The sequence below is a fragment of the Sphingobium sp. genome (assembly GCF_049304695.1).
Classification (GTDB): Bacteria; Pseudomonadota; Alphaproteobacteria; order Sphingomonadales; family Sphingomonadaceae; genus Sphingobium.
Genome location: NZ_JBAQOK010000090.1, coordinates 44,136 through 68,556 on the forward strand (window position 1 = coordinate 44,136; position 24,421 = coordinate 68,556).

Below are 24,421 nucleotides of genomic sequence, written 5' to 3' on the forward strand. Positions count from 1 at the left end.
AAGGGCGCACGGAAAAGTTTCGGATACGGCATGACGCACCGGCTGGCAATTTACGACATGGATCGTACGGTGACCTTCACCGGCACCTATACGGGATTTCTGATCCACGTTGCGCGGGCTATGGCGCCATGGCGGCTGGTGCTGCTGCCGGTCGTGGCGCTGTTGATGTTGGCTTATGTCTTTAAGCTCATTTCGCGCCAGCGGTTGAAGGAACTGAACCAGGCGTTGATGATCGGCTTCAATGTCGAGCGCGCCAGATTGATGCCGCACGTCGAAAGCTATGCCGACAAGGTCGTGGCGACCAATTTGCGCGCAGGCGCGGTGGAGCAGATCGCGCGCGACCGGGCGGACGGCTACCGGCTCGTCCTCGCCACGGCGTCCTACCGCCTCTATGTCGAGCCGATCGCGCGCAGGCTGGGGTTCGACGCAGTGATCGCGACCGATCATCTGAGCCAGGATCTGCGCTATGTGCGGGCGCGGATCGCGGGCGAGAATTGCTACGACACCGGCAAGCTGCGCATGATCAAGGCATGGATGGCGGCAGAAGCGATCGACCGGACGCAGGCGCATATCCGCGCCTATTCCGATCATGTATCGGACGCGCCAATGCTGGAATTTGCCGACATCCCCTTTGCGTCCAACCCGCACAAGCGGCTGGCCCGGCTGGCGGCGGCGCGTGGCTGGACGCGGGTGGACTGGAACTAACGCAGCGCCGAGCGTGCCAGGCCGTCACAATCGGCGTCGGTCGCTTTGGGACGTTTGTCGCCTGCGATCGCCTTGCCGATCATCTTGAAGATATTCTTGGCTGACCGCACCCCTTCGGGCACCACGATATGTGGAGCCTTGATCGTGCCGCGCACCGGCACGCTGCCATCGATCCGCAACAGGCTGCCCTGTTTGGGCTGACCGCTCAGTGTCAGGTCCAATGTTTCGTTGGAAAGGTTGAAGCCGCCGGTTGCACGGGTCTGCGCCCGCGACGTGTCGATCAGCACTGGATCGGCACGCGCTGCGCCGCCCTTCACGGTAAAGCGCGCCACGGCGCAGCGCAGCGTCGCCATCTTGGTGGCGTCGAGTGTCAACGCCTTGCCGACATCCTGCCCCATCAGCGCGGCCGTGCGGGCGGGGATGCTGCCGTCACGGGCCACCAGCGCGACGACGCCGTTCGATCGACCTATCGCCTCGCGAATCGTCTTGCCACGTCCGTTGAGGGCGAAGCGGCCGACCAGAGCGCCGTCGATGTGCGTCCTGGGAAAGAAGTCGAGCAGTCGCGCGGAATGCAGGTCCAGCTTGATGTCCAGTGTCGGGCCGCCAGACCGCTGGTCTACGACCAACTGGCCCGACATGGTCCCCCGCGTCAGGCCCATGGCCAGTGGCGCGACCGTCAGGCGGCTGTGGTCCAGAGCCAGTACGCCCTTGAGCGCGCGGAAGGGACTGGAACCGGGCCACAGCAGCCGGTCGGCCTGCAATTCCAATCGCCCGTCCGTACGCGCCAGATTATGCAGGTCGATGGCGGTATCAGGCACCAGCCGGTCGCCCAGCCGTGCGCGCTTGGCGGCGGCCTTGCGCTGTCCTTCATCCGACGACAGGTCGTTGAAATCGAAGCGTGCGGCGCGGATCGCGCCGTCAATACGGGTGCGTCCGTCCTGTTTGCGGATGGTGGCGTGGCCGGCAATGTCGGAACGGCCGATCGTCCCTTTGAGCGATTGAATTGTCCAGTCCGGCTTGTCGCGCACCACCTGTGCCACGATGCGCACCGGTTGTGTGCCGGGCAGTCCGGCTTCCAGGATCGCATCGAGTATTTTGAGGTCGATGGCATGGGCTGTAGCCTTGCCGCGCAAATGACCGACATCGAGTGGACCGTCCATTGTGCCGTCCAGCGTCAGGCCGACGGCGTCGCCCGCAATGTCCGCGCGAAAGGGCCAGCGTGTGCCGGGCCGATGGCCCAATATCGGCGCGCCTTTTGCCGTGACGCGGACCGGATAGCCGCGCACCCGTCCCGTGCCGGACAGGCGCAGCCCCGCCGCATCGACCGCCAGGTTCGCGTCGATGGAGCGCTCCCGTTTGTCATCGCGATAGAGTATATGGCTGTCGGTTACGTTCAAAGACCTGAGGGCGGGGCGCTTGCCACGGCTGTCATCGCCCTTGCTGCGTTCGCCGGTCCAGCTTTCCTGTCCATCGCGGGCGCGATAGAGGGCGATATGGGCTTTTTTGACGTCAAGCGTCTCCAGCACCGGGCCGCCGGTGATTAGCGCCATGGCGGAAAAGCCGACCCTTGCTTCACCGATCGTCGCCAGGTTGCCCATGTCTTGGGGCGCCCAGTCGGGTTGCGGCACCCGGATGCCAGTCAATCTGACGACCGGATGCAGGGACAGGCTATCTTCTCGCTCCATGGTGGTGATGGTGACTGGCTTGCCGATCCGGTCGGACAGGCGCTGCGCGATCCGATCCTTGAACAGGCCCCATGGCATCATGGCAAGAAGCAGGGTGAGCAGGCCGACCAGCAGGAGCAGGCCAGAACCGATACGGATCATCCACACTCGCCCGCGCGATCCAGACTGATCCATTGCCGCTCCCCCCCCATCCGGCTGAAATCTCGCCATGGCGCGCTTAACGCACGGACTGGCTTATGGTTCAGTCGCGTACGGGTGATGGCAAAGGGGTGCCGCCGAAATGCGCAGCAAGGTTGGCAAGCAGCATTTGCGCCATCCGGCCGACGGCTTCGTGCGTCGCGCCGCCGATATGCGGGGTCAGCACGACATTGGGCACGTTCGACCAATGGGTGGGATCGGTAGGTTCGGGATCGAACACGTCGATTGCCGCACCGCCCAAGCGCCCGGCCTTCAGCGCGTCGATCAATGCCGCTTCGTCCACCAACTGCCCGCGCGCGACATTGACCAGCAGCCCTTCAGGACCAAGAAGGTCGAGGATCGGAGCGGAAATCATGCGACGATTGCTTTCATCGGCGCGGGCGGCGATGACTAAGATGTCGCTGTCTCGCGCCAGAGCCCCCAAATCTTGGGTGCGCGGCCATGGCAATTGGGGCTTGGCGCGCGGTCCCCACCAGGCGATCTGCATCTTCATCGCCTGCGCCCGCTGCGCGACGGCGATGCCGATCGACCCCATGCCCACGATTCCCAGCCGGGCGGACGCCATGGAATGGGTGCGCGTTTTCGCCTGGATCGTCCAATGGCCCGCGCGCAGATGACGGTCGCCCTCCACGATCCAGCGACGATGCGCGATCATCAGGCCGATGGCATGGTCCGCAACATCCTCGGCGTTGGCGTCGCCTGCATGGGTAACGGCAATGCCGCGCGAGTGGGCCAGCGCCAGATCGACCCCGTCATAGCCCACCGTGAAGCAGGCGATGAGCGCCAGTCGCGGCATCGCGTCCATCAAGGTCCGGTCGAGCGGAAATTCGCCTGCCCAGATCAGCGCATCCACGGTGGCCAGGCGCTCCGGTCCCGGCGCGTCCCATAGAGCGATGACGTCGTAGGTCTGTGCCAGCACTGGCAGCAGCGGAGCAAGTAGTGGCTGTCCCACCAGCAAGGACGGGCTTGCCATGAGCTTAGCCGATCGCCCGCAGTGCCTGCGTGAAGTCGGCGATCAGATCGTCCGCATCTTCGCAGCCGATGGATATGCGGACCATATTGTCACCGATTCCCAGCGCGGCTTTACGTTCGGCGGGGACCGAGAGATGCGTCATGGCGGCGGGATGGCTGGCCAGAGTTTCCGTTCCCCCCAAGCTGACCGCCAGCTTGGCGATCTTGAGTGCGTCGAGGAAGGCGAAGGCTTCGGTTTCCCCGCCTTTGAGATAGAGGGAGAAGGTCGATCCCGCGCCCGTGCAGTGGCGGCGATAAATGTCCGCCTGCCGCTCGGTCTCTGGGAACCCAAGGTAGACGATTTTTTCGACCTGCGGCTGGTCGCGCAGCCAGCCGCAGACTTTTTCCGCATTCTCGCCCGCACGGCTCATCCGCAATTCCAGCGTTTCGAGCGATCGTAAAAGCATCCAAGCGCTGTGGGGGTCGAGGATGGTGCCGATCGTGTTGCGCATCAGGCGGATAGTGTTGATCGCCGCGTTCGACCCCAGCACGCCGCCCGCAACCAGATCGCTATGCCCGCCGGCATATTTGGTCAGGCTGTAGATGACGATGTCCGCGCCATGAGCGATCGGCTTGTGCCACAGGGGGCCAAGGAAGGTATTGTCGATCGCGATCGGCGGGACATGGTCTTCGCCCGCGAACAACGCGTCGCGCCGTGCGACGACAGCCTCCAGATCGACCAGTACATTGGTTGGGTTGGCCGGGCTTTCCAGATAGAGCAGCGCTACCCGGCCCAGCCCCTTGGCCTTTTCGATAACAGCGCCGATCTCCGCCTCAGTCGCGCCCGCCGGGAAATCGAGCCATTGCACGCCAAACCGGCCCAATATGCGCCCGATCAGCGATTCGGTGGCGGCATAAAGTGGCGCGCTATGGACGATTACGTCGCCCGGCTGGACCAGCGCCAGCAAAGTTGTGGCGATCGCGGACATGCCGCTGGAAAAGAGCAGCGCATCCTCCGCTTCTTCCCATACAGAAAGGCGGTCTTCGGCGATTTCCTGATTGGGACCGTTGAAGCGGGAATAGACAAGACCTTCTGATCCGCCCGGCCGGATGCCGGTGATGCCTTCAAAATGGCGCTTGCCCGCCGCCGCACTTTCGAAGGCGAAGGTAGAGGTCAGGAAGATCGGCGGCTTGAGCGACCCTTCGGACAGGGTTGGGTCGTAGCCATGGCCCATCATCAGTGTGGCAGGCTTCAGCTTTCGGCCATCAATCTCCATGACCGGCGGCTTGGGGCGGCGGCGGTTGCCGCTGGGCGTTGCGCCGGTAAGGTCTGCTTCGGTCAGGTCGGTCATTGCTTCAATCTCCTGGCGGTGTCGCAGCGTCTGATGCGCTGCTGTCATGGGCGCAGTGTAAGCGAGAGTGATCGCGCAGGGCCAGAGTGTTTGCGTAAGAAAATGTCGCCTGGCCGCACTTATATTTCCAGCAGTCAGCGCGGCTTTCGCTGACAGGGCATCGTCCCTACATGCTCGACATGGACGATCGCCTTCCCCAGCCGCTGGAACATTGGTTCGCCAAGCGCGGCTGGACGCCACGCCAGCATCAGCGTGCGATGCTGGCTGCTGCGCGGGAGGGACGGCATGCGCTGCTTGTTGCGCCGACGGGGGCGGGCAAGACGCTAGCAGGTTTTTTGCCGACGCTGGCCGATCTGGTCGATCATCCGGGGGAGGGACTGCATACTCTGTATGTCTCTCCGCTCAAGGCTTTGGCGGTGGATGTGCGGCGCAATCTTCTGACGCCGATCGAGGAGATGGACTTACCGATTCGGGTGGAGACGCGGACCGGGGATACGCCATCGGATCGCAAGGCGCGGCAGCGCGCTCGCCCGCCGCATATATTGCTGACGACGCCGGAATCGCTGTCGCTTCTGCTATCCTATCCCGACAGTCATTTGCTGTTCGCCAACCTGCGCACCGTCATCATTGATGAAGTCCATGCCTTCGCCACGCAAAAGCGGGGGGATTTGCTCAATCTTTCGCTCGCGCGGCTTCAGATGATCCATCCCGCTCTGCGCCGGGTGGCGCTGTCCGCCACCGTGGCGGACGTCGATGCCTATCGTGCATGGCTGGCGCCCGATGGCGACATCAATGCTGTGACGAGCGTGTTGGGGGAGGCGGGGGCGGACCCCAATGTCACCATCCTGATTCCCGAAGGACGCATCCCCTGGTCCGGTCATTCGGGTAAATATGCAGCGCCGCAGGTGATGGCGGAGATTGCGCGGCGGCAGACCACGCTTGTTTTCTGCAATACGCGCGGACTGGCCGAACTGATTTTTCAGGAACTCTGGTCCGCCAATGACGATAATCTGCCGATCGCCATCCACCATGGCAGTTTGTCGGTGGAGGCCCGGCGCAAGGTGGAAGGCGCGATGGCAGAGGGCAGGTTGCGCGCGCTGGTCGCGACCGCCAGCCTCGATTTGGGCGTCGATTGGGGCAATGTCGATTGCGTTATCCAGATGGGTGCGCCCAAGGGCAGTTCGCGCCTGCTCCAGCGCATCGGCCGGGCCAATCATCGGCTCGATAGCGCGAGCGAAGCCATCGTCATTCCGGGCAATCGTTTCGAATATCTCGAAGCGCGGGCCGCGCTCGACGCGGTGGAAGCGGGGGAGCGGGATGCCGATGATTTCCGTGCGGGCAGTCTGGACGTGCTGGCCCAGCATGTCATGGGCATCGCCTGTGCCGGGCCGTTTGCGCAGGACGAACTCCTGAGTGAACTCCAGTCCTCTACGCCCTATAGCGGATTGACGCCCGACGCTTTTGCCCATGTGCTGCACTTTATCGAGGGCGGCGGCTACGCGCTGCGCGCCTATGATCGGTTCAAGCGGCTAACGCAGGATGCCGATGGGATGTGGCGTGTGTCGCATCCGCGGTTTATCCAGCAGCATCGCATGAATGCGGGGATCATCGTCGATCAGCCTGCGCTGGCCGTGCGGTTCAACAATGGCCGCAAGCTCGGCACGGTGGAGGAAGGGTTTGCCGCGCAGCTTGCGCCGGGGGACAGTTTCTTCTTTTCCGGCATGGCGCTGGAAGTCGTGCGGATGGACAGCAGCGACCTGTTCGTGCGGGCGACGACGAAGCAGGCGCGGATGCCCAGTTGGGGCGGGAGCCGGATGGCGATGTCCACGCGGCTGGCCGATCGGGTGCGTGGGTTTTTGGCTGACCCTGGGGAGTGGCATCGTTTTCCGTCGGATGTGCATGAATGGCTGGAGATGCAGCAGTTGCGGTCCGCCTTGCCGCATCCTGATGAGCTGCTGATCGAGACTTTCCCGCATGAGGGGCGGCATTATCTGGTCTGCTATAGTTTCGAGGGGTGGAATGCGCATCAGTCGCTGGGCATGTTGCTGACGCGTCGGATGGAAAGTCAGGGGCTGATGCCGCTGGGCTTCGTTGCCAATGACTATGCGCTGGCGGTCTATGGACTGAAACCGATCACCGACCCCAAGAGTCTGTTTTCGCCCGATATATTGGATCATGAATTTGTCGATTGGGTCGAACAGTCCAGCCTGCTCAAGCGCGCGTTCCGCGATGTGGCGGTCATATCCGGCCTGATCGAACGACAACATCCGGGCCAGCGCAAGTCGGGGCGGCAGGTCACGTTTTCGACTGATTTGATCTACGACGTCCTGCGTAAATATCAGCCCGACCATTTGTTAATTAAGGCGGCCTGGGCCGATGCGCGCGCGCGGATGACCGATGTCGGGCGGCTGGGCGATCTGATCGATCGCGCGGCATCCACCATGCTGCATAAGGTACTGGATCGTGTCAGTCCGCTGGCTGTGCCAGTGCTGATCCTGATCGGTCGGGAACAGGTGGCGCAAAGCGCGGCGGAGGATGCGCTGCTGATCGAGGCGGAGGCGCTGGTCGCTCAGGCGATGCGCAAAGATTAGCGCCCGGCGCCTGGCATATCTTCGCGCACGCCGCCGCAGCCTTTGAGCGTTCCTTCTCCGAAGGCGACGGCCACGCGGTCGGACCAGAGCGAATCGCTCATCCCGTCGCTACATGGGCCGGGGGTCAGGGTCATGGCAAAGCCGTTACCCTGATAGCGGATCGCAACCGGGTCCGCGCTGCGGCTGACAGCGAAACGTATACGGTCTTTGTCCGGTCGTTCCAGCGTAGCGGTCGATCCAATGACTGTCACAGCCCAGAAGGGTTCGGTGCCGATCGCATGATAGCCGGTGCGTGGTTTTGGGGATGGGACGGGCGCTGCTGCAGGTGCGGGACGCGGCGTTGCTGTTTCACGTGGAACATTTTCGGAATGATTTTCGGGGCTTACCGAATTGTCCACTATGTTGTGGATGATGATGGGCGATGTGGATTCGGGCTGGGCATTGTCTGCCACAGGCGCGTCGTCTCCCTTGCCGCATGCGGCCAACAGCAGGACGAGGGGCAGGGGCCAGACCCGGATCATGTCGCCGCCACTTCTTCCCGGCGAAAGCAGTGATCGGCGTGGTCGTTGACGAGACCGATCGCCTGCATCCAGGCATAGACAATCACCGGGCCGACGAATTTGAACCCGCGTTGTTTCAAATCCTTTGAAATCCGTTCCGACAAGGGGGTTTGCGTCGGGAAGGTCGTCCCGTCATTCTGGACAGGCGTGCCATCGACGAAGGCCCAGACATAATCAGCAAAGTCTTCGCCCGCGTCGCGCATGGCGCAAAAGATGCCCGCGCCTGCAATCGTCGCCTCGATCTTGGCCCGCGCCCGAACGATGCCAGCGTCACCCATCAGCCGTTCGACATCCGCAGGTCCGAAAGCAGCCACGGCGTCGGGATCGAAATGGGCAAAGGCGGCGCGAAAGGCATCACGCTTGCGCAGGATAGTGATCCAGGACAGGCCCGCCTGAAAACCCTCCAGCATCAGCATTTCCCAGAGCATACGCGAATCGCGCTGCGGCACGCCCCATTCTTCGTCATGATAGGCGCGATAGAGCGGATCGCCCTGTGGCGCCCAGGCGCAACGGGGACGATCCGCCTTCGTCATGGATCAGACGTCCAGATTGGCGACGTTGAGCGCATTGTCCTGAATGAACTCGCGCCGGGGTTCGACCACTTCGCCCATCAGGCGGCTGAAAATTTCGTCCGCAATGTCGGCCTGTTCGACCTGCACGCGCAGCATCGAGCGGTTGTCCGGGTCCAGCGTGGTTTCCCACAACTGCTCCGCGTTCATTTCGCCCAGCCCCTTGTAGCGCTGGATCGCCAGCCCCTTGCGGCCGGCGGTCAAAACGGCTTCCAGCAGTTCGCTCGGCCGCGTCACGACCGCGCCCTTGACCGGAGCGGCAGGCAGGTCGTCCGCGCCCGCTTCCTCGGCAGCCTGGGCCGCCTTGACCGTGATCAGCCGGGCAGGGGTGTGGTAGCTGTCGGCATCTTCGGCCGCGATGCTGTGCAATTTGCGCGCTTCGGCCGATCCGATGAAGCCCGCTTCGACGACATGGTGATCGGTAACGCCGCGCCAGAGACGCTGGAAATGGAAGCCACCTTCTTCGGCAATCATGCCAGTCCAGCGTCCTTCGACATCCTGCGCGCCCATCCATGTCACCGTCGCGTTCAGCTTTTCGAGTTGCGCAGCGGTATCCAGTTCGGGATCGAGTGCGCCATTGAGGCTCAGCGCCTCTATGATCGCGGGATTATAGCGACGCGGCACATAGCGCATCACTGCGCGCATCCGTCGCGCATGTTCGATCAAGCTGCGCAGATCGTCGCCCGTGCGCCGCCCGCCATCGCCACCGTCCAGCGCCATCGAATCGACGCCATTGTCGACCAGATATTGTTCCAGCGCCGCTTCGTTCTTCAAATAGACTTCGGACCGACCGCGCGTCGCTTTATACAAGGGCGGCTGGGCGATATAGAGATGCCCGTTCTCGATGATCTGGGGCATCTGGCGGTAGAAGAAGGTCAGCAGCAGCGTGCGGATATGCGCGCCGTCGACGTCCGCGTCGGTCATGATGACGATCTTGTGATAACGCAGCTTTTCGATGTTGAATTCTTCGCGGATGCTGGTGCCCATCGCCTGAATGAGCGTGCCGACCTCCTTGGACGACAGCATGCGATCGAGTCGAGCACGTTCGACGTTCAGAATCTTGCCCTTGAGGGGAAGGATTGCCTGATTGTGCCGATTACGGCCCTGCTTGGCGGAACCACCCGCAGAATCACCCTCGACCAGGAACAGTTCCGACTTGGCGGGATCGCGTTCCTGGCAGTCGGCCAGCTTGCCGGGCAGGCTGGCGATATCCAGCACGCCCTTGCGCCGGGTCAGTTCACGCGCCTTCTTGGCGGCTTCTCGCGCGGCGGCGGCATCGATCACCTTCTGGATGATCATCTTACCGTGGCCAGGATTTTCCTCCAGCCACTCGGCCATCTTGTCGGCCATCAGGCTTTCGAGCGGCTGGCGCACTTCGGACGATACTAGCTTGTCCTTGGTCTGGGACGAGAATTTGGGATCGGGCAGTTTGACCGACACGATCGCGGTCAGTCCTTCGCGCATGTCTTCACCGGTCAGCGACACCTTTTCCTTCTTCAACATGCCCGATTTTTCGGCATAATTGTTGAGGGTGCGGGTCAGTGCAGCGCGGAACGCAGCCAGATGGGTGCCGCCGTCGCGCTGCGGAATGTTGTTCGTGAAACACAGCACATTTTCATAATAGCTGTCGTTCCATTCCAGCGCGACGTCGATGGTCACTTCGTCGCGCGTGCCGGAGATCGCGATCGGCTCCGGCATCATCGCGGCTTTGTTGCGATCGAGATATTTGACGAAGGCCGCGATGCCGCCCTCATAATATAGTTCGACCGTCTTGCTTTCCTCATGCCGCGCGTCAGTCAGGAACAGACGCACGCCGCTGTTGAGGAAGGCCAGTTCGCGATAGCGATGTTCCAGCTTTTCAAAGTCATATTCCGTCACATTCTTGAATGTGGCGGTCGAGAACATGAAGGTGACTTTCGTCCCCTTTTGCCCGCCGGTTGCCGGACCCAGCACCTTCAACGGTGCTTCGGCGTCGCCATTGCGGAACCGCATCCAATGTTCCTGCCCATCGCGCCAGATGTTCAGTTCCAGCCAGTCGGACAGCGCATTGACCACAGAAACGCCCACGCCATGCAGGCCACCCGATACCTTATAGGCATTGTCGTCCGACGTATTCTCGAACTTGCCGCCTGCGTGGAGCTGGGTCATGATGACCTCGGCCGCCGATACGCCTTCTTCGGTATGGATGCCCGTTGGGATGCCCCGGCCATTGTCCATCACGCTGACCGAACCATCGGGGTTCAGCGTGATGTCGATCCGGTCGCAATGCCCAGCCAGGGCTTCGTCGATCGCATTGTCGCTGACCTCGAACACCATATGGTGCAGGCCCGACCCATCGTCGGTATCGCCGATATACATGCCCGGCCGTTTGCGGACCGCATCCAGACCTTTGAGCACCTTGATGCTGTCGGCGCCATATTCGTTATTGTTGGGGGTGTTGACGGGTTCTTCGCTCATGGCGAGCATATAGGGAAAGCGCCCTAAAAACTAAAGCGAAACATGGCGGCTTCCCCGCGGCGTCGCGGCGGTCTATCCCATGGGCCATGTTCCGTTTGATCGCGTCCCTGTTTTTGCCTGCCCTGCTGCTCACCGCTTGTTCGGACAGCCGCGAGGTGGCGGATGAATTGCCCAACAGTTCGCTGGCCGGGGCGGCACGCGCGGATGTCTCCGAAAGCCGCATGGACGCGCCGGTCGCGCGGCCTGTCGTCATAGGGGAGGACGGGCCGCGCCTCGACGCGTGCGGTACATTGGGACAGGTCACGCGCAGCGGGGCGGACGGGTTGGCGTTGCGCGCCGCACCGTTCGCCGACGCGAAGGTGTTGGCGCAACTGGGCGAGGGGCAGCGGGCCTTCGTCTGTACGCGCAGTATCGACCAGAAATGGCTGGGCGTCGTGGTGCTGCCAGCAGCCGGTGCCGAAACGGATGCGCCAGGCGTCGATTGTGGCGTGTCGTCGCCGGTGGATCGCAAGCAGCCCTATGCCGGGACTTGCGCCAGCGGATGGGTGGCGAGCGCATATGTCCGGTTGATCGGCGGATAGGCGCTCGCTCAATTGAGCTGCTGGATGTCAGACGCCGCCCAGATAATCCATCTTGCCCACTGGCACGCCTGCCTGCCGCAGCAGCGCATAGGCGGTCGTGACGTGAAAATAGAAATTGGGCAGTGCAAAGGTCAGCACATGGCTGCGCCCCGTAAAGGGAATTTCGGCGCCCGGCACTTTCAGAACGACCTGAGCATCTTCACGCCCGTCGATCTTTTCGCGTGGCACGGCTTCCAGCAAAACGATGGTCCGGGCGATCCGGTCCTGCAGCTCTGCAAAGCTTTGTTCGGTATCGGCCATCGCTACTGGTTCAAGCTCACCCAGCCGGGTGACCGTGCCCTTGGCAGTGTCGCAGGCGAACTGCACCTGGGCGGTGAGGGGCTTCATATCCTCGATCAGCGTTGCTTGCATCAGCGTGACGGAATCGATGCCTTTGTCCGTCGCGAAGGCTTCGCCCTTGTCCAATAGGCCGGACAGGCTTCGCAGGCCGCGTATGAACAGCGGCACGGTCAGATCATATAATTGGGTGGCCACGGAATGTCCCTCTCATGAATATCGGAAAGGCGACATAGCTGGCCTCCCCCGCCCCTAGATATGGCGATGGGGGCCGGTATCAATGGCGTGGCTCATGATCGACCGCCCAAAGCGATGCATGTTTGTACCAACTGGCCTTTTCTGAAGAGACCATTTTGCCGTAATTGGATTTGACCCAACCCCATGCCGGAGAGCGGCTCATGTCCACTTCTTTGCTTCGTCCACCTTCCTTGCTCCGCTTGCTGGGTGCCTGGCGTGCGCTGGACAGCGGCGAACCGGCCTATAAGCAATTGGCGCAGGCGCTACGGATGCTGGTACTGGACGGGCGGATCGGGTTGAACGTCCGCCTGCCGGGCGAACGCGAACTGGCCTCCGCGCTGGGCCTGTCTCGCACCACCATCGCTGCGGCTTTCGATCGGCTGCGCGAGGAGGGCTATCTCGAAAGCCGTCAGGGGTCGGGCAGTGTCACGCGTCTGCCGCCAAGCGGGATCGCGCCGATCGTCGCGACGGACGAGGGCGCGGCGCACAATGGCGGCAATCTGCTTAACTGGACTCATGCCGCGCTACCCGCTGCGCCGGGCATTGCCCGCGCGGTGCAGGCGGCGGTGGAGATGTTTCCGGCCTATTTGGGCGATCTGGGCTATGATCCGTTGGGGCTGCCGGTGCTGCGCCGGGCCATCGCGGCCTATTATGAGCGGCGCGGCTGTCCCACCGACCCGGAGCAAATCATCGTCACCAACGGCGCGCAGCAGGGTTTTTCGCTGCTGCTCAAATGGCTGGCGGGACCGGGCGACCGGGTGGTGATCGACCATCCCACCTATCATAATGCGATCCAGGCATTGCAGCGCGCGCATGTCGTCCCGGTGCCGGTGGGTCTGCCGCGCCAAGGGTGGGACATTGACGCGATGGAGGCGGCGTTTCGCCAGACGTCGCCGCGTTTCGCCTATGTCATCGCCGATTTTCACAATCCGACCGGGCGCAGCATGGACCTTGGCACCCGGCGCGCGCTGGCGGCGGCGGCCATGCGTAGTCATACGCCGTTGCTGGTCGACGAGACGATGGCTGCGATGGGTCTGGACGCGCCCGCGCCGCCGCCGGTCGCGATTCATGATCCGTCGGGGCGGCAGGTCATCACCATTGGTTCGGCCAGCAAGATTTACTGGGGTGGCCTGCGCATCGGCTGGGTGCGCGCCGATGCGCAGACGGTCGCAGCGCTTGGCCGTCTGCGCATCACCATGGACATGGCCAGCCCGGTCATGGAGCAATTGGCGGTCGCGCATCTGATCGACGCCGATGTTGGTCTGGCGGAACGGGCGGACATGCTGCGCGCGCGCCGCGATCATTTGCTTGGCCTGATCGAGACACATCTGCCGCATTGGCATGTCGAATCGCCCGCTGGCGGATTGTCGCTGTGGGCTGAAATGCCGCGTGCGGAGGCGAGCGCACTGGCGGCGATGGCCGAAAGCCTGGGCGTGCGGGTCGCGCCCGGCCCGCGCTTCGGCGTCGGAGGCGCGTTCGAGCGCTTCCTGCGTCTGCCCTTCACATTGCCCGAAGCGCAACTGGACGTGGGGATCGCGCGATTGGTGGAGGCCGATGCACGGTTGCATGTGCGGACGCCGCGTGGGCGCGATCCGCTGGCCTTCGCATTGGATGCCGACCGTTTAATCTGACATCGGCGCATAGAAAAGGGCCGCGCGATCATCACCGCGCGGCCCTTTCATGTTCGACAAGTTCGGCTTTAGGCTGACTTGCTCTTCTTGTCCGCCTGATAGCGGGCGATGGCTTCGAGCGTGATCTGCTTGGCGTCTTCTGCGCCGCCCCATGTTCCGATCCGCACCCACTTGGTCTTTTCCAGATCCTTATAGTGAGTGAAGAAATGCTCGATCTGCTCCATCACGATGCCGGGCAGGTCGTCTTTTTCGCTGATGTCGGCATAATAGGGGAAGGTCTTGTTGTCGGGGACGCAGACCAGCTTTTCATCGCCACCCGCTTCGTCTTCCAGATTCAGCACCGCGATCGGGCGCGCGCGCACGACCGAACCGGGGACGAAGGGCGAACGGGCGATGACGAGCGCGTCCAGCGGATCGCCGTCGGGCGAAAGCGTGTGCGGCACGAAGCCATAATTGGCCGGATAGCGCATCGGCGTGTGCAGGATGCGATCTACGAACAAAGCGCCCGATGCCTTGTCGAATTCATATTTCACCGGTTCGCCGCCGACCGGGACTTCGATGATGACATTCAGGCTGTTTGGCGGATCGTCGCCGACGGGGATCATTTCGATATTCATGGAAACGCCTTTTCTGCACGGTTAGTTCTGACGTGTGATTATGTTTTGGGTTGCAGCAGCTTATCGAGGCTGCCTTCACCCTCTCCCGTCTTTTCCAGATGCGGATAGCGCAGGCCATCGGAATAATCGAGTGTCAAAGTGCGATAGTATTTGTCCTGCTTCAGGATGATCTGGACCGGCTTTTTGCTGGTTTTTGCTTGACTGATCGCAGCCTTGAAGGCGTCGCCCGAATATTCGTCGCCGTTGATCGCCATGATCTTCGATCCGACCGACAGGCCCGCTTTGAACGCCGCGCTGTCCCAGATGACGCCTGAGACTTCGCCGTCATTCTTGACGATCAGGCCGACGCCGAAGCTCTGGTCGACCATCTTGTTCGCACCCTCGGCCGCCTTGGTAATCGCGCCGGGCGTGTCGGTATAGACCAGCCTGTAGCCGCCCATGGTAAAGCCGCCCTTGGGCGTTTCCTTGGTAGGCGTATCTACATAGGTCTGGAAGAATCCGGCCCAGTCATAGGGAGCGATGCCGTTCAGCGTCGCGATGACATCCTGCCGGTTATAGACCAACTGTCCCCAATCGCCCGGCTTTACGCCGAAGAAGGCCTTGGCGAAATCGTCCAGCCCCTTCGCGCCACGCGTCTGTTTGCGGATGATGGCGTCGGCCTCCAGCCAGATCATCAGCCCTTCATTATAATAATCCTCCGACCGCTGCCAACTCGTCCAGCCCTTGGGTCGACGGGCGGACATGATCGGGTCGTGGGTGGTGTCTTCCATGGGACGCCATTGGCGGCCGACCGCCGTGTCCAGCTTGGCCGCGATCTGGGCATAGGCATCCAGCGTTTCCGCCTTGGTGAACATGCCCGACCGTGCGCCCAGCACATAGCCCCAGAACTGAGTCTGCCCTTCATAGACCCACAGGAGATTATCCTGCATCGGCACGTTGAAATCGGGCGTCCAGAGCAGGTCGGGACGGCGGAACTTGCCGTCCCAGCTATGGGTAAATTCATGCGGCAACAGATTGCGGTCGAGCAGCGCCTCACCGCCATCCCATGTCTTGAAATAGCCCGGCTCGACCTGATTTTCCGAAGACCGGTGATGTTCGAGACCTATGCCGCCCATTTCGTCGGTGATCGACAGCAGGAAGTCATAATGATCGAAATGATAGGCGCCAAACAGTGCGCCTGCTTCAGCCACCAGCTTCTTGTGCCTGGCCATCTGTTCGGGCTTGAAATTCAGCTCATCCGCATCGTCCGCCACGATGTTGAGCGTGACGTTATGGCCAAGGTCCACCGCCTTGAAATGGGTGCCTGCGAAAACCGGCGAGTCCTGCAGCGCTTCATAGTCGATCACGTCATAGGCAATGCTCGATCCGCTCTTGCGCCCGCGCAGCGCGGTCGCCGCCTGCCAGCCCGCCGGATAGGTGACGGTCGCCTGCACCGGGATCTGGCGGGTGTAATAGCCAGCCGGGTAGAGCGAGACGCTTTCCCACTGGATGTTCAGCATCTTGGGCGTCATCACGACGCGGCCCTGATTGCCCGCCGTGGCTGACAGGAACTGGAACTGGGCGACGACTTCCTTCGCGCCCTGTGGCACGTCGATCTGGAACGCATAGACGTTGAGCGGATCGCGCTTCCACGCCACCGGCTTGCCGTTCGCGGTGAAGGTCAGCCCGGTCAGCTTTTCGATCTGCCCGCGCGGGGCGTGATTGCCCGGCAGCCATGCGGGCATCATCAGCGTCATCGGGCCGCCGGCGGCGACGGGGATGGTTTCGCGAACGCGAAAGATGCGCTGCACCGTGTCGCTGGCATCCACCTCCAGCCGGATGGTGCCGCCGGGGTAGGGAATGTCCTTTGGCGCTGGGGTCGTGTCGTTGACCGGCAGGGCGGTCGGCCTGGACCGGTTTGCCTCCTGTGCGGCAAGCGGGGTGGCGAGGAGTGCGGTTGAAAGGCCCGTCGTCAGGCAAAGGGCGGCAGCAAGGCTGCGGATCATGGATGTCTCCGAAAGATAGGTTGGACCGAGCGGCCCGATTGCCCCTAGCATGGCCTTACGCCACGACATCGTCCACCCCCCGCGCGGGTCAACATTTTCTCTCGCGCGCGTTTATGGGGGACAGGAGCGAAAATCCGCGTTTCCTTGATGCATGATTGTCGCTAAAGGCGCTGTCCCATGGCGAAAATCGAAACGCCGCGCCCGGTGCGCGGCACACAGGACATGCTGGGCGGAACGACGGACGCGTTCCAGGAACGGTTCGCGCATGTGATCGCGACGTTCGACCGGGTGCGGCGGCTCTATGGTTTTCAGCGGGTGGAAGTGCCCGTGTTCGAATCCACGGCAGTGTTCGCTCGTTCGCTGGGGGAAGCGACCGATGTCGTGTCCAAGGAAATGTACACATTCGACGATCGCGGCGGCGATTCGATCACACTGCGTCCCGAATTTACTGCTGGCCTGTGCCGCGCCTACATCACCGAAGGCTGGCAGCAATATGCGCCGCTGAAGATCGCGACGCATGGGCCTTTGTTTCGCTACGAACGCCCGCAAAAGGGGCGGTTTCGTCAGTTTCACCAGCTTGACGCGGAAATCATCGGCGCTGGGGAGCCGGGGGCGGACGTGGAATTGCTGGTCTTTGCCGATCAGTTGCTGCGCGAACTGGGCGTGTCGGATGGGGTGACGCTGACGCTCAATACGCTGGGCGATGCGCCGAGCCGCGACGCATGGCGGGCGGCGCTGATTGCGCATTTCGAGGCGCATCGCGATGCGTTGTCCGAGGATAGCATCGCGCGGCTGGCGAAGAACCCGCTGCGCATTCTCGACAGCAAAGACCCGCGCGACCGCCCGGTGGCCGACAGCGCGCCGGACATCGACGCATACCTCACCGACGAAGCGCGCGGCTTTTTCGAGATGGTGACGGCAGGGCTGGATGCGGCGGGCGTGGCGTGGGAACGCAATGCGCGGCTGGTGCGCGGACTGGATTATTATCGGCATACGGCGTTTGAGTTCGTCACCGATCGGCTTGGCGCGCAGGGGACTGTGCTGGGTGGCGGGCGCTATGATGGGTTGATCGAGAATCTGGGTGGGCCTGCGACCCCGGCGGTCGGTTGGGCGGCTGGTATCGAGCGGCTGGCTATGCTGGTGGATGCGCCGGAGCGCGAGCGACCAAGAGTAGTTATTATTCCAGACGATCCGACTGTAGGCACACTAGCCTCACAATATGTCTACACACTTCGTCGGGCAGGGATCGCTGCAGAATTACATTTCTCAGGCAATTCTAAGCGTAGAATACAGAGAGCTTGGGCTTCAGGCGCGGATTCCATATTGTTTGTCCGTTGCCGTGGGCATGAGGGCGGCGAAGAATATATGAAGCAAGGCCCGCAAATGAGCGTTAACACGATGGATAAACTCGCTGCTCAAGTAGCGAATGTGTTGAATCTAAGTCAGTCAATCAGCTGGAGCAGATGATTCGCACCTTCCTCAATCGCGCCTACCCAACCCCGTTCGCCCTGAGCCTGTCGAAGGGCTGGCCTGAGCGAAGCGAAGGTGCTTCGCCTGTGGCTCAGCGGAAGGCTTCGACTTCGCTCAGCCCGAACGGGTTGGGGGATGAGGCCTGATGCACATTTCCGCCGAACGCATTGCGCAGATCGAGGCGCGTAGGGATGAGGTGCAGGCGTCGATGACGCGGGCTGACCTTGCGCCAGATGCGTTCGTGCGCCTGTCTAAGGAATATGCCGAGATCGAGCCGGTGGCGCGGGCCGCCGCCGAACTGCGTCGGTTGCGGCAGGAACTGGCTGCGCTGGAAACCATGACGGGGGGTGAGGAAGCCGATCCGTTGATGCGCGAAATGGCGCAGGAGGAAATCCAGCTTCTCAAGAGTCAGCTTCCCCACGCTGAACGCGCGCTGGCGCTGCAATTGCTGCCGCGTGATTCCGCCGATGCGCGCCCAGCCATGCTGGAGATCCGCGCAGGGACGGGGGGCGATGAAGCGGCTTTGTTCGCGGGCGACCTGTTCCGCATGTATCAGCGCTATGCCGATACGCAGGGGTGGAAGATGGAGCCGATCTCCGCCAATGCGTCGGAAGTCGGCGGCTATAAGGAAGTCGTCGCGTCCATCACCGGGACGGGCGTGTTCGCCAAGCTGAAGTTCGAGAGCGGCGTCCATCGTGTGCAGCGCGTACCCGCGACCGAAAGCGGCGGGCGCATCCACACCAGCGCCGCCACCGTCGCGGTCCTGCCCGAACCGGAAGAAGTCGATGTCCAGATCGCCGACGGCGACCTGAAGATCGACATCTACCGCGCGTCTGGCGCAGGCGGGCAGCATGTCAATACGACCGATTCGGCCGTTCGCATCACTCATCTGCCCAGCGGGCTGGTGGTGATCCAGCAGGACGAACGATCGCAGCACAAGAATAAGGCCAAGGCGATGCAGGTGTTGCGCGCCCGGTTGTATGAAGCGGAGCGGGAGCGCACCCATAATGAGCAGGCGGGCGCGCGCAAGGCGATGGTGGGGTCGGGCGACCGGTCCGAACGCATCCGCACCTATAATTTTCCGCAGGGGCGCGTCACCGACCATCGCATCAACCTGACCCTGCACCGCCTGCCAGAGATATTGGAAGGGCCGGGGCTGGTCGAGGTCATCGACGCGCTGATCGCCGAGGATGAGGCCGCGCGTTTGGCCCAGCTGGACGGCGTGGGGTGAACGTCGCTGACGCGTTGCGCGTTGCGACTGCCCAATGCGCGACGATCAGCGATACGCCGTGGCTCGATGCCGAACTGTTGCTCGCCCATGCCCTTGGCCTGTCGCGGGGGGATATGTTGATGCGGCAGCATGACCTGGACGTGCCCGCCGATTTCGCGGAGTTGGTGGCGCGCCGCTGCACCGGGGAGCCGGTCGCCTATATCATCGGCACGCGCGATTTCTGGACGATCAGCCTTGCGGTGACCCCCGCTGTCCTCATTCCCCGCCCGGATAGCGAGACGCTGATCGAGGCGGCTGTAGAACATTTTGCCGATCGCGCACCTGCGAGGGTCTTGGATTTGGGCACCGGATCGGGCGCACTGCTGCTGGCGGCGCTGGCGCAATGGCAGGATGCGCGCGGGCTGGGCGTCGATGCGTCCCCCGCTGCGCTGGCCGTGGCGCAGGGCAATGCTGAGCGGATAGGTCTGGCGGAGCGCGCGGCGTTTCGGATGGGCAACTGGGCGCAGGGGATCGAGGGGCCGTTTGACCTCATCCTCATCAATCCGCCTTATATCGCCCACTCCTTTATGCTGACTGGCGATGTGCTGCACGAACCTGACACCGCACTCTATGCGGGGGAAGAGGGGCTGGATGATTATCGCCGTTTCATTCCCGACCTGCCGCGTCTGATCGCGCCGGGCGGCGTTGCAGCGATCGAGATTGGTTACGATCAACGCAGTTCTGTATCGGACCTTCTGCAAGGGGCGGGGCTGGCGGTTCGCGCACGGTCCGATCTGGCCGGGCACGACCGTTGCCTGGTTGTAACCCACCGCTGAAAATGACGCGTAAGGCAATTTGCCGTAGATCAAGCGAAAATTGCTTGGTTTATCGGACGAAAGCCATTACATCGACTACAGGAATGGCATCTTCTCATACCATAGCCTTGTTAGGTTGTTGAAAGAAGGGCCGTTTTCTAAGCTCCTGAAAGTCAAGACGGCACTGCTGCGCAAGCGCCGCTGGCAGCTTTAGGCAATGGCTCTTGACCCAGCCATGCTTGGCGGAGCCGTATTCGGCCTGATGTGCGGGCCGTGCTTGGGGATGGCGACGGAACAGTGTTTTCAGCCAATTTGATGACAGCGAACGCAAGGATCATGTCTTGATCAATAACCGGCAGGCCGGTCGCCGCAATCGCGGCCGGAACAATAATAACAACGGACGTCCCAATACGAACAACCGGGGCGGTGGCGACAACGGCAACCGTATCGACAACCGCGCACGCGGCAATGCGACCCAGCTTCTTGAAAAATACAGGAATATGGCGCGCGATGCCCAGATGGTGGGCGATCGGGTGAACACCGAATATTATCTTCAGTTCGCCGATCATTATTTCCGCGTTCTGGCCGACAATCGCGTACGGCAGGAGGAACAGCAGCAGCGGTTCCGCCCACGCGAGGAAAATGCCGACGAAGAGAATGGCAGCGATGATTTCGACAGCGCCGAAGATAATGGCGACGATTTCCGCATGGATCATGCCCAATATGATCGCACCCCTCGCGATTTCGGGGACCGCTCGCCACGTGAGCAGGCCGAGCGCGCGCCACGTGAGTATGATCGCGCGCCGCGCGAGCAGTCGGATCGCACCCCGCGAGACAATGGACAGCGGGACGCTGGTCAGCGTGATAATGGGCAACGGGACAGTGGCGAGCGTGCCGCGCGAGATCAGGGTGAGCGCGCTCAGCGCGACAATGGTGATCGTGCCCAGCGTGACAATAGTCAACGCGACAACGGCAACCGCGCACCACGTGACGAAAACCGACGCTTTGATGAAGTCCGCGACGACCGCAACCGCCGCGATCGTTCGCGTCGCGACCGTCCTGTAACCGCTGAGTCGGCGGCTCGTGCGCCGCAGGACGTCGATGCCCCGATCCCGGCCCCGACCCCTATGCGGGAAGCGGCACCGGTCGCTGCAACATCACAGCAGGAGGCCGAAGTCGCCCGCCCACGTCGCGGCCGCCCGCGCAAGGTGGATGTCGCGGTGTCGGACGCACAGGAAGGTCTGGACATGGCGATACTGCCGCCTTCGATCGCCCGTGCGGACAATGAGAGTGAGACGGCCGAGGATGCGCCCAAAAAGCGTACGCGCCGTGCAAAGCCTGCCACGGAAGCGGCGGAGTAATCGAGCGAAAGCTCGTTATTGCTGAAAAAGGGACGGTCTTCGGATCGTCCCTTTTTTCATGCGTGCTTTCTGACGGCAGACCCTGGGCGGCCTATCTGCGTGCGACCAGCGAGCGCACACCGTAGCGCTGAGCGCCGATGGCGCCATTCAGGGCAGCGGGCGTGGGCGGTGATTCTGGTCCAGCGCGACGAAGGTGAATGTTCCGCTGGTCACGGCCACGTCGGCTTCTCCGCTATCGCGCGTCGCGACGACGTCGATGCGGATCGCTATGGACGTGCGCCCGCGCCGTTCTTCCCTTGCATGGACCGATACCAGATCGCCGAGCAGAATCGGGGCGATGAAGTTCATGCTTTCGATCGCGACCGTGGCGACTGCGCCCTTTGCAATGCGCGATGCAACGATGCCGCCGGCAATGTCCATCTGGCTCAATACCCACCCGCCGAATATGTGCCCGTTGCTGTTGATGTCTGCCGGATAGGGGACGACGCGCAGGATGGGATCGTCTTTGTCATCAGTCATGGAAATCAACCTCATCCTTCAACCTGTCCATCACCTGCGCGTCATGTCCCGTCCCGCTCGACAGGAAAACCAGTGCCATCAGGCCGGTCCCCAGCATGAAGGTCAGCCAGACTCCCAGGGTCGTCGCGATGATCATGTGGATCGGCATCGGTCCCGACCAGATATGCAAGGCAGCCAACGCCACCGCCACACATCCTGCGCCGACCAGCGCCATCCATGCCATGATGCGACGAAACCGGCGCCATGCGGTGGCGGCGATCTGTGGATCGTCCAATGCTTGTTTGCGTGTCATCCCTTTTCTTTGGGCCGCGAAAGTGGGATCATCAAGAGCGTGAGGCAGAATGTCCATGTAGAGGAGAGCGGTCATGACCATAACGGCGATATTGCAGGCCAAGGGCGGCGAGGTCATTCATGTCAGTCCGACCGATAGCCTGTTGTCCGCGGTCGATCTGCTCGCCCGGCGGCGAATCGGCTGCGTGCCGGTGGTCGACAATGGCGAAGTGGTCGGCATTTTTTCGGAACGCGACCTGCTCTATCGCGTAGCGCAGGATGGCGCGGCGGCGCTCGACCATAATGTGGGCGACGTCATGACTACACCAGCGATTACCATCGACGATCAGACGCCGGTAATCCACGGCCTTTCGTTGATGACCAAGCGGCGGATCCGGCATCTGCCTGTGGTGGTCGATGGTGTTTTGGTTGGCCTGGTGTCAATCGGCGATCTGGTCAAATTCCGTATCGACAGCATCGAATCGGAAGCCAGTTCGCTACGCGATTATATCCAGACCGCCTGACCCGATCCGCGTCGCCACTGGTTCAGGCGGTTGCCTGCACTAGTGGTGCGCGTCGCGTGACCAGACCGACCAACTCCATCAAAGTGCCGCGCGCGCACAATGTCAGCGCGGCCAGGAAAGCCAGTCCGCCCGTGGGCACCAGCACAGCCAGACGCACTGGCGCTGGCAGCGGCGGTAGCAGCGTTTCGATGCCTACGACCACGCCGGCCATCAGCACCGAACATCCAAGGGCAGGCGCGGCGGCCCGCAACAGATCGATGATTCGCAATCCCATCGGCCCGCCCGCCAGACGTGTGGTGATGATCGTGAGGATCGGGAACGCGCACAGCCATGCCCACGCCAAGCCGATCGCGCCGAACTGGATGCCGATCAGGAAGGCTGCAGGCATCAGAATCGCACCAACACCTGCGACTCGCGCGGTAGTGCCGGGCCGCCCCAAGGCGTTGCTCACCGGCGCGAACATCACCTGCAAAGTCATGAAGGGCATAGCGAGCGCCAATATCGAGACGAATGGTGCCATCTCCAGCCACTTCGCGCCGAACAGCGTTTCGACCAATGGCTCCGCCGTTACCGCCATGCCCAGATAGACCGGGCAGGATATCAGCAGCAACAGCCGCACCGCCTTGCAAAAAGACCATGCGATTCGAGCCGGATCCTTTTGCATGCGGGCATAGGCAGGGAAGGCGACGTCGTTGAGCGGCGGGATGAATTTACTGACGAATATCTGGGTCAGGAACAGAGCTTCGGCGTACAGGCCCAGCGCATGGGGTTCCAGCACACGGCCGCCAATGAATATATCCGCCTGACTCTGGACGATCCAGAATAATTGCCCGCCCAGCAGCGATGCACCATAAGCGACCATTGCACCGGTGCCGCGGAAATCGAATGTGGGGATGGGCCTGAAGCCGGTCGCCAGTACATAGCCGAGGCCTTTGACCCAGAAGCCCGCGATTGGCGCGAATATCAGCGTCCACACGCCCCACCCCGATAGCGCACCGACAAGAGCCACGCCCGCAGAAGCGACTGCGGCAATCAGGTTGACCAGCGCGGGGCGTTTGAAATCCAGCGCCCGGCCCATGATGGCTTCTGGAATCGAGATGAAGGGCGTGGACAGATACAGCAGCGCCTGTACGCGCAGCAGGTCCGCGACCATGGGCTGGTCATAATAGTCCGCAGCGATCGGCGCTATAGCCAGTTGCAGCAGCGCCAGCGCGCCGTTCAACAGCAGCATGATGGTGAAAGCCTGCCGCAGCCGGTGCGAATCGAGTCTGTCGCTTTGCACCAAGGCGCTCACCAGGCCGTAGCCGTTGAGGAAGGTGGCGAAATTCAGAATGACCTGCGTCATCGCAAACAGTCCGTAATCGGCCGGATCGAGCAGGCGTATGACTGCCAGCGTCACCACCCAGCTCATCATCTGCGAGACGATCTGACTGCCCGAACGCCAGAAAACGGCGCTCCTTATGCGTGCGCCGAAACCCGCATCATCCGCGTCGGCATCCTGCAAACTCATTCTCTTGGTCACCCGTGGCCTGATCGCCTTGAAGCATGGCTCTAAAGAAGAAGTCCCAAAATTTTCTGAAACAAAATTGCAAAAAAGGGTTTGACGGGTTGGGATACCTCCCCTAGAGACCACTCCACCGACGGGGTGAGCGCTTCTGGTTCTCGCTCCTGCCGGTCGCAGACATAGACGGGCACTAGTCCTCCGGACCATTAAGGATCGGGGCGGCGGGGTTGTCCGGTTTTGATGTCGGCGTGGTTCTTTGACATTGTTGGTTTAGATGAAGGGACATGTGGGCG

21 protein-coding genes and 1 pseudogene are annotated in these 24,421 nt (G+C 62.2%); 10 read left to right on the plus strand and 12 right to left on the minus strand.

The window, feature by feature from the left end:
- The first annotated feature begins 30 nt into the window (after positions 1 to 30).
- Entirely contained in the window at positions 31 to 705 is a 675-nt protein-coding gene (locus WA070_RS17165) for an HAD family hydrolase (RefSeq protein ID WP_422635120.1), read from the plus strand.
- Here the strand turns inward: WA070_RS17165 and WA070_RS17170 are convergent.
- From WA070_RS17170 to WA070_RS17180, 3 genes are all read right to left on the minus strand, one after another.
- Positions 702 to 2,564 (minus strand): AsmA family protein, encoded by a 1,863-nt coding sequence (locus WA070_RS17170; protein ID WP_422635121.1) that lies wholly within the window; start codon positions 2,562 to 2,564, stop codon positions 702 to 704. The genes WA070_RS17165 and WA070_RS17170 overlap by 4 nt on opposite strands.
- 67 nt (positions 2,565 to 2,631) lie before the next feature.
- Positions 2,632 to 3,561 (minus strand): 2-hydroxyacid dehydrogenase, encoded by a 930-nt coding sequence (locus tag WA070_RS17175; protein WP_422635122.1) that lies wholly within the window; start codon positions 3,559 to 3,561, stop codon positions 2,632 to 2,634.
- A 4-nt stretch (positions 3,562 to 3,565) separates the two neighbouring features.
- Positions 3,566 to 4,891, minus strand: coding sequence for a cystathionine gamma-synthase family protein (locus WA070_RS17180; protein WP_422635141.1), 1,326 nt, complete (start codon positions 4,889 to 4,891; stop codon positions 3,566 to 3,568).
- 179 nt (positions 4,892 to 5,070) lie between these two features.
- Between WA070_RS17180 and WA070_RS17185 the strand changes: the two genes are divergently transcribed.
- Positions 5,071 to 7,482 (plus strand): ligase-associated DNA damage response DEXH box helicase, encoded by a 2,412-nt coding sequence (locus tag WA070_RS17185; protein ID WP_422635123.1) that lies wholly within the window; start codon positions 5,071 to 5,073, stop codon positions 7,480 to 7,482.
- On the opposite strand, the gene WA070_RS17190 is transcribed toward WA070_RS17185, so the two are convergent.
- From WA070_RS17190 to gyrB, 3 genes are read right to left on the minus strand one after another with little or no spacing between them, the layout of a single operon-like run.
- Positions 7,479 to 8,003, minus strand: coding sequence for a COG3650 family protein (locus WA070_RS17190; RefSeq protein ID WP_422635124.1), 525 nt, complete (start codon positions 8,001 to 8,003; stop codon positions 7,479 to 7,481). The genes WA070_RS17185 and WA070_RS17190 overlap by 4 nt on opposite strands.
- Complete coding sequence (locus WA070_RS17195) at positions 8,000 to 8,575, minus strand: DNA-3-methyladenine glycosylase I (RefSeq protein ID WP_422635125.1); 576 nt, start codon at positions 8,573 to 8,575, stop codon at positions 8,000 to 8,002. Before WA070_RS17195 ends, WA070_RS17190 begins: the two co-directional genes overlap by 4 nt.
- 3 nt (positions 8,576 to 8,578) lie before the next feature.
- The gene (gene gyrB, locus WA070_RS17200; protein ID WP_422635126.1) at positions 8,579 to 11,068 is read right to left on the minus strand and encodes a DNA topoisomerase (ATP-hydrolyzing) subunit B; all 2,490 of its coding nucleotides are present in this window, start codon (positions 11,066 to 11,068) and stop codon (positions 8,579 to 8,581) included.
- 86 nt (positions 11,069 to 11,154) lie between these two features.
- On the opposite strand from gyrB, the gene WA070_RS17205 reads away from it, so the two are divergent.
- On the plus strand, positions 11,155 to 11,649 hold the full coding sequence (locus tag WA070_RS17205; protein ID WP_422635127.1) for a hypothetical protein: 495 nt from the start codon (positions 11,155 to 11,157) through the stop codon (positions 11,647 to 11,649).
- 27 nt (positions 11,650 to 11,676) lie between these two features.
- Here the strand turns inward: WA070_RS17205 and WA070_RS17210 are convergent, their stop codons facing one another.
- Positions 11,677 to 12,183, minus strand: a complete 507-nt coding sequence (locus WA070_RS17210; protein WP_422635128.1) for a DUF1993 domain-containing protein — start codon at positions 12,181 to 12,183, stop codon at positions 11,677 to 11,679.
- Positions 12,184 to 12,383: 200 nt separating this feature from the next.
- Here WA070_RS17210 and WA070_RS17215 point away from each other — a divergent pair, with 200 nt between their 5' ends.
- On the plus strand, positions 12,384 to 13,853 hold the full coding sequence (locus WA070_RS17215; protein WP_422635129.1) for a PLP-dependent aminotransferase family protein: 1,470 nt from the start codon (positions 12,384 to 12,386) through the stop codon (positions 13,851 to 13,853).
- Positions 13,854 to 13,921: 68 nt separating this feature from the next.
- On the opposite strand, the gene ppa is transcribed toward WA070_RS17215, so the two are convergent.
- Together ppa and WA070_RS17225 are read right to left on the minus strand one after the other, a co-directional pair.
- Complete coding sequence (ppa, locus tag WA070_RS17220; RefSeq protein WP_422635130.1) at positions 13,922 to 14,470, minus strand: inorganic diphosphatase; 549 nt, start codon at positions 14,468 to 14,470, stop codon at positions 13,922 to 13,924.
- Between the two features lie 38 nt (positions 14,471 to 14,508).
- On the minus strand, positions 14,509 to 16,455 hold the full coding sequence (locus tag WA070_RS17225) for a M61 family metallopeptidase (RefSeq protein ID WP_422635131.1): 1,947 nt from the start codon (positions 16,453 to 16,455) through the stop codon (positions 14,509 to 14,511).
- A 177-nt stretch (positions 16,456 to 16,632) separates the two neighbouring features.
- On the opposite strand from WA070_RS17225, the gene hisS reads away from it, so the two are divergent.
- The 5 genes and pseudogenes from hisS to WA070_RS17250 all read left to right on the plus strand — a co-directional run bounded on the left by hisS (position 16,633) and on the right by WA070_RS17250 (position 21,311).
- Positions 16,633 to 17,922: a histidine--tRNA ligase gene (gene hisS / locus WA070_RS17230; RefSeq protein WP_422635132.1), complete on the plus strand. Its 1,290-nt coding sequence runs from the start codon at positions 16,633 to 16,635 to the stop codon at positions 17,920 to 17,922.
- A 148-nt stretch (positions 17,923 to 18,070) separates the two neighbouring features.
- Entirely contained in the window at positions 18,071 to 19,156 is a 1,086-nt protein-coding gene (gene prfA, locus WA070_RS17235) for a peptide chain release factor 1 (protein WP_422635133.1), read from the plus strand.
- Positions 19,153 to 19,971 carry a peptide chain release factor N(5)-glutamine methyltransferase gene (prmC, locus tag WA070_RS17240; RefSeq protein WP_422635134.1) on the plus strand — a complete coding sequence of 273 codons (819 nt, stop codon included), beginning with the start codon at positions 19,153 to 19,155 and terminating at the stop codon, positions 19,969 to 19,971. The genes prfA and prmC overlap by 4 nt, the downstream gene beginning before the upstream one ends.
- Positions 19,972 to 20,291: 320 nt before the next feature.
- A pseudogene (locus tag WA070_RS17245) lies at positions 20,292 to 20,486 on the plus strand (DUF4167 domain-containing protein); the annotation flags it as partial.
- A 591-nt stretch (positions 20,487 to 21,077) separates the two neighbouring features.
- Positions 21,078 to 21,311: a hypothetical protein gene (locus tag WA070_RS17250; protein WP_422635142.1), complete on the plus strand. Its 234-nt coding sequence runs from the start codon at positions 21,078 to 21,080 to the stop codon at positions 21,309 to 21,311.
- Between the two features lie 147 nt (positions 21,312 to 21,458).
- On the opposite strand, the gene WA070_RS17255 is transcribed toward WA070_RS17250, so the two are convergent.
- Positions 21,459 to 21,830, minus strand: a complete 372-nt coding sequence (locus tag WA070_RS17255) for an acyl-CoA thioesterase (RefSeq protein WP_422635135.1) — start codon at positions 21,828 to 21,830, stop codon at positions 21,459 to 21,461.
- Positions 21,823 to 22,122: a hypothetical protein gene (locus WA070_RS17260; RefSeq protein ID WP_422635136.1), complete on the minus strand. Its 300-nt coding sequence runs from the start codon at positions 22,120 to 22,122 to the stop codon at positions 21,823 to 21,825. The genes WA070_RS17255 and WA070_RS17260 overlap by 8 nt, the downstream gene beginning before the upstream one ends.
- Positions 22,123 to 22,195: 73 nt before the next feature.
- On the opposite strand from WA070_RS17260, the gene WA070_RS17265 reads away from it, so the two are divergent.
- Positions 22,196 to 22,624 carry a CBS domain-containing protein gene (locus WA070_RS17265; RefSeq protein ID WP_422635137.1) on the plus strand — a complete coding sequence of 143 codons (429 nt, stop codon included), beginning with the start codon at positions 22,196 to 22,198 and terminating at the stop codon, positions 22,622 to 22,624.
- A gap of 22 nt (positions 22,625 to 22,646) precedes the next feature.
- Here the strand turns inward: WA070_RS17265 and WA070_RS17270 are convergent, their stop codons facing one another.
- Complete coding sequence (locus WA070_RS17270) at positions 22,647 to 24,134, minus strand: lipopolysaccharide biosynthesis protein (RefSeq protein ID WP_422635138.1); 1,488 nt, start codon at positions 24,132 to 24,134, stop codon at positions 22,647 to 22,649.
- Between the last annotated feature and the right edge of the window lie 287 nt (positions 24,135 to 24,421).

Excerpts from the sequence above, each read along its gene's own strand:
- hisS (WP_422635132.1), top strand. The coding sequence starts at position 16,633 with ATGGCGAAAATCGAAACGCCGCGCCCGGTGCGCGGCACACAGGACATG.
- WA070_RS17265 (WP_422635137.1), top strand. The coding sequence starts at position 22,196 with ATGACCATAACGGCGATATTGCAGGCCAAGGGCGGCGAGGTCATTCAT.
- WA070_RS17225 (WP_422635131.1), bottom strand. The coding sequence starts at position 16,455 with ATGATCCGCAGCCTTGCTGCCGCCCTTTGCCTGACGACGGGCCTTTCA.
- WA070_RS17270 (WP_422635138.1), bottom strand. The coding sequence starts at position 24,134 with ATGAGTTTGCAGGATGCCGACGCGGATGATGCGGGTTTCGGCGCACGC.
- WA070_RS17205 (WP_422635127.1), top strand. The coding sequence starts at position 11,155 with ATGTTCCGTTTGATCGCGTCCCTGTTTTTGCCTGCCCTGCTGCTCACC.
- WA070_RS17255 (WP_422635135.1), bottom strand. The coding sequence starts at position 21,830 with ATGACTGATGACAAAGACGATCCCATCCTGCGCGTCGTCCCCTATCCG.
- WA070_RS17180 (WP_422635141.1), bottom strand. The coding sequence starts at position 4,891 with ATGACCGACCTGACCGAAGCAGACCTTACCGGCGCAACGCCCAGCGGC.
- WA070_RS17260 (WP_422635136.1), bottom strand. The coding sequence starts at position 22,122 with ATGACACGCAAACAAGCATTGGACGATCCACAGATCGCCGCCACCGCA.
- ppa (WP_422635130.1), bottom strand. The coding sequence starts at position 14,470 with ATGAATATCGAAATGATCCCCGTCGGCGACGATCCGCCAAACAGCCTG.
- gyrB (WP_422635126.1), bottom strand. The coding sequence starts at position 11,068 with ATGAGCGAAGAACCCGTCAACACCCCCAACAATAACGAATATGGCGCC.
- WA070_RS17185 (WP_422635123.1), top strand. The coding sequence starts at position 5,071 with ATGGACGATCGCCTTCCCCAGCCGCTGGAACATTGGTTCGCCAAGCGC.
- WA070_RS17170 (WP_422635121.1), bottom strand. The coding sequence starts at position 2,564 with ATGGATCAGTCTGGATCGCGCGGGCGAGTGTGGATGATCCGTATCGGT.
- WA070_RS17215 (WP_422635129.1), top strand. The coding sequence starts at position 12,384 with ATGTCCACTTCTTTGCTTCGTCCACCTTCCTTGCTCCGCTTGCTGGGT.
- prfA (WP_422635133.1), top strand. The coding sequence starts at position 18,071 with ATGCACATTTCCGCCGAACGCATTGCGCAGATCGAGGCGCGTAGGGAT.
- WA070_RS17165 (WP_422635120.1), top strand. The coding sequence starts at position 31 with ATGACGCACCGGCTGGCAATTTACGACATGGATCGTACGGTGACCTTC.
- WA070_RS17190 (WP_422635124.1), bottom strand. The coding sequence starts at position 8,003 with ATGATCCGGGTCTGGCCCCTGCCCCTCGTCCTGCTGTTGGCCGCATGC.
- WA070_RS17195 (WP_422635125.1), bottom strand. The coding sequence starts at position 8,575 with ATGACGAAGGCGGATCGTCCCCGTTGCGCCTGGGCGCCACAGGGCGAT.
- WA070_RS17175 (WP_422635122.1), bottom strand. The coding sequence starts at position 3,561 with ATGGCAAGCCCGTCCTTGCTGGTGGGACAGCCACTACTTGCTCCGCTG.
- WA070_RS17250 (WP_422635142.1), top strand. The coding sequence starts at position 21,078 with ATGCGGGAAGCGGCACCGGTCGCTGCAACATCACAGCAGGAGGCCGAA.